Consider the following 11,040-nt stretch of genomic DNA (forward strand, 5'->3'; position numbering starts at 1 on the left):
ACGAACCCTTAGCGTGCATGGCCAGCTCAAATCGGCGCGCGATGAATGAGCAATGATCACCAGGCCCCTGATTCCGTTTCGACCATAAACGGGAGCAGTACTGCTCCCGTTGTCATCGCGTTATATTTCAGAACTCTCTCCAATTATCTCGGGACTCGGCCAAAGCCGTGTTGCCGGAAAAAACGTTGGCAAGTCTTAGGCTAAGAGCGCGAGCAGGAGACACGCCAGCTATTTCGCGTTCATTTGCGGTCTTGATATTACTTTTCTCGCTTGTCTTAAATTGCGTCAACAACTGGTTGAGCGATGACGCTTCCTTGGCCAGATTGTGGCTCGCAGCGGTCGATTGCTCGACCATGGCCGCATTTTTCTGCGTGTCCTGATCCATCTGGTTCACGGCGGTGTTGATCTGTTGCAGACCTGTTGACTGTTCCTGCGCTGATTCTACGATTGCAAGTACGTGCCTGTTGATCTCCTGGACCTCGGCAATAATCATCTCGAGGGCCTGTCCCGTTTCACTGACGAGACCGACGCCCGAACGGACCTGCTCGTTGGATGCGGTGATAAGTGCTTTTATGTCTTTGGCAGCACTGGCCGATCGCTGGGCAAGTTCTCGTACTTCCTGCGCAACCACCGCAAATCCCTTGCCTGCATCGCCTGCGCGCGCAGCTTCGACACCGGCGTTTAGAGCGAGCAGGTTTGTCTGGAATGCGATTTCGTCGATTACACTGATGATGCTGCTGATTTCACCTGATGACTTTTCGATTTGTCCCATGGCGAGAACGGCCTCGCGTACAACATTGCCGGATTTTTCCGCGCCGGAGCGTGCCTTTGATACGAGCAGACCTGCCTCCTGGGCACGACGAGTGGAATCCTTGACTGTGGTGGTGATCTCTTCAAGTGCAGCTGCCGTTTCCTCCACAGATGCGGCCTGTTGCTCCGTTCTCCTCGCCAGATCATCCGCTGCAGAGCGGATTTCATTGGCGCCAGCATCGATGCCCCGGGCATTTTGCGCCAAGCGGGAAAGGGTGCTTTCCAGTTTTTCGGCCGATGCGTTGAAGTTGTCGCGCACACTATCGAGATGAGCCACAAACGGGGTGTCGATGCGGTATGCGACATTACCCTCAGACAGATGCAACAAAGCGCCCGCCAGTTGATCAACGGCAAACTGCGTGTCAGCGGCATCTTTTGCCTTTTGCGCCTCACGCTCCAGTCTCTCGGTTTCGTTAAGACTGCGGTTTGCTGCGGCTTCCTGTTCAAGCCTAAGCCGTTCCAATGCGTTGTCGCGGAAAATCGCAACGGCGCCTGCCATCTGACCGACCTCGTCTTTTCGGCCAAGTCCGCCGATCTCTTGCTCGGTTTCGCCGTCTGCGAGCCGCGTCATACGAAGGCGCAATGTTTCGATCGGTCCTGTGATACCGCGTGATGCAATGAAAAGCGATGCGACTATGCCTGCGATAAAGAGCGCGACGAGCGCCATCAACGCGTTGGTGATGGTCGTATTCGTCTGGTCGGTCAGCAAGTCGGAGCCGGCCAGTACCTCGCTCATATTGCTTTCGCTCAGCGCCCGGATTTCCTTTCGCCACTGCTCGATCTCGGAGCCGACTTCGACCAGAACACGACGCCCTGTCTGGAAATCCCCGACCTCTGACGCCTGCCATACCTTATCGGTAGTTGCGGCGATATTCCGCGCCCGATCTATCAAAGGTTCAAGTCGAGGTGCGATTTTTGGAATGAGCTGCTGCGCCGATTGTAGTCGCTCGATCGTATTTTTTACATCGTAGCGATAGGTGGCCTTCACCTCATCGGCATTTACGGATTGCTCTGCAAGCATGAGACCGAGGGTTGTGTCATATCCGATTGCGACCAGAGACGTGTTGGCACGGAAAAGCTCCGTTGAGCCAACCCCGTTTTTTGCGATGAAGTCAGAATAGGCGGTATCGGCTGATTTATAGTTAACGGAGACTATACTGACACCGGCCAGACCAATGAGCGAGATCGGAACGATCAGCGATAGGATTTTGGTGCTGATTCTTGCGTTTTTTAGGAATGACATGCAGCCTCGCAGTTGTGATGTAATCCTTCGTTACGCTGGCGCGGTGTCCAGAGGACCCGAGCTCTTCATCAGCGCTCTGAGGGAATGGTCGCCCCATCATGTGGCGAGAAAGATTAGGAAAAGTCCGAGATCAGATGTTGATTCCGCGGGATACGACAAAGGCGTATTTTCTGTTCAAGGAACACTCTGGAAACAGATGAATGTGGATATCAATCGGTCTGTGGCATGAGCAGAGCGTATCTCTGTATCTCAGCGTCCAGGTCACTTAGCCTTGACATATGAGCGGCAATCTCCATCGAAAGGGTATTGCGGTCGATGTGCTGCAGACGCTCCAAATGAGTGAGGCCTGTGATCACTTCGATAAGGTCAGCGCGTTCGTTCTCAAGTTTTTCCAGATTCCACAGCATCGTTTCGTCCCCTAATGCGTCCGCAGCTAAACGGGCTGACTGGAAAAAGGTTCAGATGAGTAAAATTTAAGGTAAATTTTATCTTACATTGGCGCTTGTGCTCTTTTTTTATCTGATCGGGGCGAGAGGAAATACCAAGACGAGTCACATCTCACCTCGGTAAAAAGATATAGTGAACGGTGGTAGTAGACGATTACGCCGATCGTATTTCTCGGAATTCTTAGTGATGCTTCCTGGACGCTTTCAGGCGCATCGAAGGATGAAAACCTTGCACGTGTGACTACAGTTGTAATATCTGCTGGCAGTTCCAGAGGAGCATTATAGTTTGCCGTCAAGCTCTGTGAATGCCAGTAGTAGAAAACCGACCGCCATGGCGGCGATCAATAGTGGCGGCGTGAGACGATGTTGCGTGAGGACTTTGCTACCTGCATCCGCAATTAAAAATCATCACGAATAATCAATGTGATGAGTCTTTCAGAAATTTTTTAATCACGTGTTCGATTCCGTTCATGAGCTCGTCGTTCTATTCTACTGTCGGCTCCTCGGTCTCGGCGACCGTAGCGCATTCAACGATGGCATTGATCGCCTCTTGCAGCACCGGCCCGAGGCGCCGGCCTTTTTGCCAGAACACGACGTAGTGATAGAGCGCGCTGGGCTCAAATGGACGAAACTCGACGGAGAAGCCTGCATACTGACGCGCAACAAAGGTATTGCTGCTCGTGATGCCGAGGCCCGCGGCGACGTAGTTCACCTCCTGGCCGATTATATCGACCTGAATTGCCAGATGCGGCTCCTCGCCCATGTAGCGCAGCGCATTTTCGTTCATCTGGTGTGAATGCATCTGTGGCTCGACATCCGCCAGCGGTTCGCCGATTAGATCCTCTGGCCGAATTATGTCCTTCCCGGAGAACCGGTGGCCGGGATAGAAGACGTAGACATTCGTCGCTGTCGCCACAGGGCGCCAGTCGAAGACCTTCTCGTCTAGCGGCAGGCGGGCGAGCCCGATGTCCGCCCGCCCTTCGAGCACATGCGCGGCGATCTCGTGATAGCTGCCTGACTTGAGCTGAATTCCGCGGACCGGCTGACGCGAGCGTAGCGCGCGTATGACCTCCGGAATCAATTTCATTGAGAACACATAGGGTGCGGCGATGCTGATCGTGTCGCTGTCGATACCCTTTATCGAGGTCACCGTCTTGGCGATCCTGTCCATCTGGGCAAATGTTGCGTCCGTGTCGCGAAAGAGCGCAGTCGCGTGTGCAGTCGGGATAAGCCGACCCTTGTCGCGTACGAACAATTGTACGGCAAGCAGCGCCTCGAGTTGTTTGAGCTGCTGGCTGATGGCGGATTGTGTGATGCCGAGCAACGCCGCTGCCGCACGTTCCGACCTCGCCCTGATGACTTCGCGCAGGATTTGAAGATGCCGAAGCGTAATGCCGGTGCCTGCGATTTCGACCATAGCGGAGCTCCGGAACGTACAAATCCAATGATGCGTAAAGCAGAGCTTATACCATGCTTCAGAGTTGGCGAAGTACGGCCACCACAGTATTAGCGTAGCTTATCACAAAATAATATTGCTTATAAATTGACGCCTGCCGCATTTTGGAGCAACTCTCGTATCCAGACGCCGCCGAGGGCATTCGGCGCGGAGGGCGGAAACCGCTCCGATCACTCAAAAACTGAAGAAGCAAGAGGATGGTGCCGCACAATGCGCGCAACGAGAGCTTTGTCGTGTCTAGCTATTTTGGGACCCGCCATTCGGCGTGCATCGCAAGGGAGGCGGGAACCCTGATGTCCGGTGTGCTCCGTCTTGAATCTGCGCCAACGCTCGGCATTCGCGCCGACCGCATAGAAAAACGTCTCGGCCACACCGATGTCCTTCGAGGGGTGAGCCTGGATGTCCGGCCCGGCGAAGTTCTTTCGATCCTCGGCAGTAGCGGGTCGGGCAAGAGCACGCTTCTGCGGTGTCTCAACCTGCTGACCATCCCTGATCGCGGCGATATCTGGGTCCACGGCGAGAGGCTGGCCATCCGGCCCGCGGCCTGGCAGGGCGCATCTGCCTCGATCGTCGACCAACGGCAGGTTCGCCGCATCCGCGCTTCGATGGGCATGGTGTTTCAGAGCTTCAATCTCTGGCCGCACAAGACCGCGCTCGAGAACGTCACGGAAGGGCCTGTGCACGTGAAGGGAATGCGGCGCGGCGCAGCAGCGGATCTGGGGCGTCACTACCTCGCCAAGGTCGGGCTATCCGAGAAAGCCGATGCCTATCCTCGGCATCTCTCGGGCGGCCAGCAGCAGCGTGTGGCGATCGCACGCGCACTGGCCATGGAGCCTCTGGCGCTGCTGTTCGACGAGCCGACCTCCGCACTGGACCCTGAACTCGTCGGCGAGGTGCTCCGCGTTATCGAGGCTTTGGCGGGCGAGGGGCGAACGATGGTCATCGTGACCCATGAACTTGCCTTCGCGCGGGAAGTGTCGACGCGGGTGGCCTTCATGCATCTGGGTCTGATCGAAGAAGAAGCGCCGCCACCGCAATTCTTCCTGTCGCCCGTATCCGATCGTCTCCGCGGCTTCCTCGCCTCTCATCGATAGAAGGTTCACCCATGGATGGTTTTGCAATCCAGTTCATTGACGGGCTGAAGACGACCGTACTGCTGGCGATGGTCAGCGGCGTGCTCGGCACGGCGCTCGGACTGGCCGCTGCAGCGGGGCGCTTGTCGCCGCTCAAACCGCTGAGCGCTGCCGTCGGTTGCTATACGACGATCGTCCGCGGTGTGCCGGAACTGCTGGTCATTCTGCTGATTTTCTTTGGCGGAACCATCGCCATCAGCGCTCTCTTCGGCCGGTATGTGGAGGTGAACGCCTTCCTGGCGGGGGTGGTCGCACTTACCATCGTTTCCGGCGCCTATATGGCCGAGATCTTTCGCGGAGCGGTTCTCAGCATTCCGGAAGGACAGGTCGAGGCCGCCCGGTCGCTGGGCATGCATCCGTGGCAGACCTGGATGCGGGTCATCCTGCCGCAGATGATGCGCATCGCTCTGCCTGCACTGGCCAATCAGTGGATTTCGCTGATCAAAGAGACGTCGCTGATCTCGATCGTCGGGCTGACCGACATCATGCGGGTCGCCTCGATCGGGGCGGGTTCGATGCGGGCGCCGCTGTCATTCTATCTCGCCGCCGCCGCTCTCTATCTCGCACTTACCAGCATCGCACTGGTCGCCTTCAACTTTCTCGAACGGCGGTTTGCCGTGCCCGGCCGCTAAGGAGCAGACGTCATGGATATCACACTCCTCTTCGACAGTACGATCGCGCTCGCCGAGGGTATTCCGCTGACTCTGCTGCTGACATTCGCCTCTCTGGCTGCAGGTACGGCTCTTTCTGTTCCGCTCGCCTTCATGCGCGCATCCCCAAGCAAAACGTTCTCGGTTCCGGTTCTCGTCTACACCTACGTCTTCCGTGGCACGCCGCTGCTGGTCCAGCTCTTCATCATCTATTACGGCCTTGGCCAGATCGAGTTCATCCGCACGAGCTTCGCCTGGGTGGTTCTGCGCGAACCTTTCTGGTGCTGCCTGCTCGCCTTCTCGCTTAACGGCGCCGCTTACACGACGGAAATCTTCCGCGGCGGCATTCAGGCGGTGTCGCCGGGCATGGTGGAGGCGGCCGAGACCGTCGGCATGACCCCGATGCAGATCAGGCGCCGGATCGTCTTCCCCATCGCCTTCAGAAGTGTCTTACCCTCCTACGCAAATGAAGTGATCGGGATGCTGAAGGCAAGCTCGCTGGCCAGCACCGTCACGCTGCTTGAGGTGACAGGGTTGTCACGGAAGCTGGTTGCGGAGACTTTTGCTCCCTACGAGATCTTCATCGCCGCTGGCCTTCTTTATCTCAGCCTCACCATCATCTTCACACGTCTCTTGCGAGCGCTGGAGATTCGATTGACGGGTACGCCGCGGACGAACACCCGTGCCGGCCGCACAGTTATCAACCAGGTGCGCTATGAACATTAGTCTCCGTCAGGATGGCATTCTTGCCGGCGAGACTGCCTGGTGCGAGATCGACTTGTCCGCCGTCTCGTCCAATTACCGCGCCATCAGGACCGTCGTCGGTCCGACGACCAGGATCCTGCCTTGCCTCAAGCAGGATGCCTATGGCTGCGGCGCAGGCCAGGTGGCCGCGACCCTCGCCGCCGAGGGTGTCGACGCCTTTGGCGTGGTGTCCATTCGCGACGCCCTTTCGGTTCGCAAGGCGGTGCCGGCGGCGCAGATCCTGATGTATGCCGGTATTGGCCCCGAGGCGGTCGATCTGGTGCGCGATCTCGACCTGACCATCACGATTTCCGGCGAGGAAGACTTGCGGCGCTGGGTTTTGACCCGTGTGCGGCTCAGGGTTTTCGTCAAGGTGGATCTCGGCTTCTGGCGCGCCGGCGTCGCGCCTTCCGGTCTCGAGCGCCTGCTGGATCTCTGCGCGGCGGAACCCCTCATCACCTTGGACGGGGTCTATGCGCATCTCAGCGAATTCGGCGAGGCCGGCTCGTCTGCGGCCGAACAGGTGGCGCGTCTCACCCCGATCCTCGAACGGCTGAAGGCAGGCGAGCGTCTGCCGGCGACCGTCATGGTGTCCAGCAGCGACACCATGATGAGGCATCCCGAATTTGATTTCGATGCCGTCGATCCCGGCGCCCTCCTGTTCGGCGTGACGCGCCCGCAACCCGGCGCGCGTGATCTGGTCACGCGCCCGGCCCTGTCGGCGATCAAGACGCGGATCATTGCGCTCAAACAGTGCGACGACAGCCTGGGGCCTGCTCCACGTCTGCCAGGCTATCAACCCTCGATGCGGCTCGCGGTCCTTGGAATCGGCTGGGGGCATGGGGTGCCGCGCCGGCTCGCGCCCGGATCAGTGGCGATCGTCGGCGGGCGGCGTGTGCCGATCGTGCCTCCTGCCCATCTCGAACATCTTCGCATCGATGTCACCGATGTCCCCCACATCAAATTGGGAGACGAAGCCATCCTGTTCGGCCATTCGGGCACATCCCGGATCACGCTGTCTGAGATCGCGGCGGCCTGGAACACCGACGAGGTAGGCGTCAGTTGCGGCCTCCGGGAAAATCTTGCGCGGCGCTACGCCGCTCATCCTTCGCGTCTCAACCAAGAAAAAGGGGAATGAACATGAGAAAACATCTGAGCATCATGCTGGCCGCGCTCCTCCTCGGTACGGGCTTGGCCCAGGCCGGGCAGCGCACGGCGATCACCATTGCGTCGGAAGGCGCATCGCCACCCTGGGATTATATCGACGAAACCGGTGCGCTCGTCGGCTTCGATATCGACGTGGGCAAGGAACTTTGCACGCGTATGAAGATCGAATGCACCTTTGTGGCGCAGGACTGGGACGGCATCATCCCCGGCCTGCTGGTGAAGAAATATGATGCGATCATGGCCGGCATGTCGATCACCGAAAAACGCAAGAAATCGATCGCATTCTCCAAGCCCTACGCCGTCGGGCCGAACCAGATCGTCATGCGCCGCAACCTGGGGCTTGAGCACGGCGACGTCACGGCAAAGCTCAACCTGACCGACATGGATGACGCCAAGAAAAAGGCCGTCGCCAAACTGCGGGAAAGCCTGACCGGCAAGACGCTCGGCGTTCTTCGGTCGTCCAATTCCGAGGCTGTGATGAAGGAGCTGTTCGGGGATATAGCCGAAGTGCGCAGCTATGACAGCCAGGAAAATCTCAAGCTCGACCTCGTCGCCCAGCGCGTCGATGGTGGACTGGGAGACTATTTCGTCTGGCGGGACTTTATCGAGACGCCGGATGGAAAGGATGTGGGCTTCTTAGGCCCGCAGCTCTCCGGTGGTACTTGGGGCCCCGGTGTGGGAATCGGGCTGCGCAAGGACGATACCGATCTCATCGCCGCTTTCGATACGGCGCTGGAAGCCAGCATCAAGGATGGCACAATCAGCCGGATCGCCACGAAGTGGTTCCGCATGGATATCGCGCCGCAGCTTGCCAAGTGACCCTCTCCCGATAATTCCAGTCGGCCCCGCCGCCCGCCTGTTTCCTTCCACTGTTTAGGTTTGCCATCATGTCCTCACCGTTCACGCTCGTCCTGACGGGCCAATCCCTCATTCATCACGATGTCAGAGAGGTCGTCGACAGCGGCTTCGACGAGATCAAAAAGGTGATCCGCCAGGCCGATATCGCCTTTACCAATCTGGAGACCACGATCCTCGGCCGGCATGGCGGGTGGCCCATGAAGGGCTTCTATTTTGGCTGTTCCGACCCGGTCGTTCTGGACACGCTGAAAGATGTCGGATTCGACGCGCTGGCGCTGTCCAACAATCACGCCTTCGATCTGGGGCCACCTGGCGTGTTGTCGACGTTGGAGGAAGTGGCTGCCCGAGGCTTTCTGCACGCCGGCATAGGTGTCGACGCTGCCCATGCGCGTCGGGCCGGAACCAGGATGTTCGGCGACCAGCGGGTAGCGCTTGTCGCCATGGATGCCGGACCGGGGCCCTCGAACATGTATGCCGCCGACGCGACAGCGAGGCGACCTGCCAGGCCGGGCGTGAACCATCTCGACGTCTCGCGGCGCTTCGAGGTCGATGACACGACCTTTGCGGCGCTGTCCGCTGTCCAGCAGACCTTTCAGAGCAGTCCTATGGAACGGGCAAACTATGCCCAGCCGGATGATCCTCGCTTTCCCGACGCTGCCGAGGACATGGATTTCTACGGTACGGTTTTTCGTCGTGCCGAGAGAAATCGACGGCAGATACTAGTGGATGAGAACAGCCGACACGTTCATCTTGCGACGATCCGCCAGGCCGCCGCCGAGGGAGCATTCGTCATTGCCTATCTTCATCACCACCACTGGGAGCCGAGTTGGCGCGATGTTCCTGGTTGGGTTAGGGCCCTAGCTCAAGCCTGTATCGATGCTGGTGCTGGTGCGTTCGTCAGCCACGGCGCCCCGGTCCTCCAGCCGATCGAAATCTATCGCGACGCGCCGATTTTTTTCGGGCTTGGCAACTTCCTTTTTCATTTGGAAGAAGGCGAAGTGGTCTGGAGCGATCCGGAAGTCTGGAAAAGCGTTGTTGCAACCTGCCACTTCGACGGCGAGGGTCGTCTCCAGTCAATAGGCCTGCTCCCTGTGGTCATCGGAGGCGATCGTTTTGATAAGCGCAATTATCACGAGAGGATCATACCGGTTCCCGCTCCGCCAGCGCTGGCAACGCAGATGCTGCAAGACCTGGCAGCAAGGTCGGAATCTTACGGCACACTTATCTCTATTGAAGGCAACGGTGGCGCGATTTGCATTGCAGGGGCTGGTTGATGTGCCGAGGCCGTTGCACAGGCCCAGTACTGGATGCAAATTCCAGGCCTCGCATTCGGTTACCATTGCGGCAAAAAATACAGGCTAAAGATTGCAGTCTGGCACATTTACCAGGTCATGCATTCGAATCCTGTCAAGAGCTAGGCCGGCTGCGCACTTGGCACAACATCACGACCGAGGAAATTTGATGCAGCATAGTTATCTTGAAAATACGCTGACCGAATTCGTCCGGTAGATATTTTTGCCGTTTGGAACTTAACCGTGAGAATGCGGCCGTCTCTGTTTTGGTTTGCAGTCAATTTGAGATTCGGCGGCCGAGGATCTCAACTTAACCGCAGATGCAAGGACGTTGGACATCGCGAGCGAAATCAAAGATGTCTCTGAAAATGTTATGAAATCTACATACTGCCTGTACTTGGGTTAATCTTCAACGGATAGTCGATTTCCGAGAGCACAGTGGATGTTGACACCCACCGGTCTCAAGTTAAGTGCCAAAGGCCGTGTACGAATCTCAGATCAACTACCAGATCTCAAATCAAGTGCAGCAGTAACATATTGAATTTGTTAGTATAAAGTCTCGCCGTCAACTGGAAAATGACATTTCTACCCAGCGGGACTGACTGAAATGGCTTGCAGTCGAGGATCGCAAAATAGGCGCTGGCGATGGGAGCGCATAACATCTTGTAGCACTTGAGGTAATCGTGGTGATTGTATATCGCGTGGTTCGCCATTGATCAAATGAGACGCATCGAGTCCACGTCCCAGAGAGGGCTGCTGAAGCTGTTCCCGGAACGGCGGCGCAAGTGAGCGTCAGCGCGAGCCAGCCGATCGACAGCGACGCTAATTTCAGTCTCTGAAAGGGTGAAAGGAAGTCGTAGGAATCGTTCGAAAGCTCCGTCTAATCCGAAACGGGGACCTGCCCCTAGTCTAAGGCCCATGCTATGGGAAGTCGCCGTGATGGCGGTTGCGCCCGGCCATGGAAGTTCGACCCATAGAGATAGTCCGCCATCAGGTATGGTCACCTTCCAATCAGAAAGCGCTTCCGAAAGCAACGCGGCGAGCCTATCGCAACGAGCACGCAGTGTTCTGCGCCTCTCCGTCGCTCCGGCATCTCTTTCGAACAATACGGTCAATGCGAGTTGCTCAAGCACAGGGGTTGCTGTCAATCGGCTCGGAATGTTGACCCCTTATCGGCGTCCAATATTCACCCCCCTGTAAGCGATCAGCGCTTGGCCTGCCCGGCGCTGGCCGGGGTTGCA

At 57.6% G+C, this 11,040-nt stretch carries 9 protein-coding genes; 6 read left to right on the forward strand and 3 right to left on the reverse strand.

Features of this window, described 5'->3' with window-relative positions; translation table 11 throughout:
* Positions 1–127 precede the first annotated feature (127 nt).
* The 3 genes from PL640_RS23080 to PL640_RS23090 form a co-directional block, all read right to left on the reverse strand.
* Positions 128–2,053: a methyl-accepting chemotaxis protein gene (locus PL640_RS23080; protein ID WP_271363679.1), complete on the reverse strand. Its 1,926-nt coding sequence runs from the start codon at positions 2,051–2,053 to the stop codon at positions 128–130.
* Between the two features lie 209 nt (positions 2,054–2,262).
* Complete coding sequence (locus PL640_RS23085) at positions 2,263–2,460, reverse strand: hypothetical protein (RefSeq protein ID WP_271363680.1); 198 nt, start codon at positions 2,458–2,460, stop codon at positions 2,263–2,265.
* A 523-nt stretch (positions 2,461–2,983) separates the two neighbouring features.
* The gene (locus PL640_RS23090; RefSeq protein WP_271363682.1) at positions 2,984–3,916 is read right to left on the reverse strand and encodes a LysR family transcriptional regulator; all 933 of its coding nucleotides are present in this window, start codon (positions 3,914–3,916) and stop codon (positions 2,984–2,986) included.
* A 332-nt stretch (positions 3,917–4,248) separates the two neighbouring features.
* Between PL640_RS23090 and PL640_RS23095 the strand changes: the two genes are divergently transcribed.
* The 6 genes from PL640_RS23095 to PL640_RS23120 all read left to right on the forward strand — a co-directional run bounded on the left by PL640_RS23095 (position 4,249) and on the right by PL640_RS23120 (position 9,781).
* Positions 4,249–5,049, forward strand: coding sequence for an ATP-binding cassette domain-containing protein (locus tag PL640_RS23095; protein WP_271363697.1), 801 nt, complete (start codon positions 4,249–4,251; stop codon positions 5,047–5,049).
* An 11-nt stretch (positions 5,050–5,060) separates the two neighbouring features.
* Positions 5,061–5,720: an ABC transporter permease gene (locus tag PL640_RS23100; protein WP_271363683.1), complete on the forward strand. Its 660-nt coding sequence runs from the start codon at positions 5,061–5,063 to the stop codon at positions 5,718–5,720.
* A gap of 12 nt (positions 5,721–5,732) precedes the next feature.
* Positions 5,733–6,464, forward strand: coding sequence for an ABC transporter permease (locus PL640_RS23105; RefSeq protein WP_271363684.1), 732 nt, complete (start codon positions 5,733–5,735; stop codon positions 6,462–6,464).
* Positions 6,454–7,620: an alanine racemase gene (locus PL640_RS23110; RefSeq protein WP_271363685.1), complete on the forward strand. Its 1,167-nt coding sequence runs from the start codon at positions 6,454–6,456 to the stop codon at positions 7,618–7,620. Before PL640_RS23105 ends, PL640_RS23110 begins: the two co-directional genes overlap by 11 nt.
* A gap of 2 nt (positions 7,621–7,622) precedes the next feature.
* Complete coding sequence (locus PL640_RS23115; protein WP_405049202.1) at positions 7,623–8,468, forward strand: transporter substrate-binding domain-containing protein; 846 nt, start codon at positions 7,623–7,625, stop codon at positions 8,466–8,468.
* A gap of 68 nt (positions 8,469–8,536) precedes the next feature.
* Entirely contained in the window at positions 8,537–9,781 is a 1,245-nt protein-coding gene (locus PL640_RS23120; RefSeq protein WP_271363686.1) for a CapA family protein, read from the forward strand.
* Positions 9,782–11,040: the final 1,259 nt, after the last annotated feature.

It is taken from the genome of Agrobacterium sp. ST15.16.024, assembly GCF_027956545.1.
GTDB classification, from domain to species: Bacteria; Pseudomonadota; Alphaproteobacteria; order Rhizobiales; family Rhizobiaceae; genus Agrobacterium; species Agrobacterium cucumeris.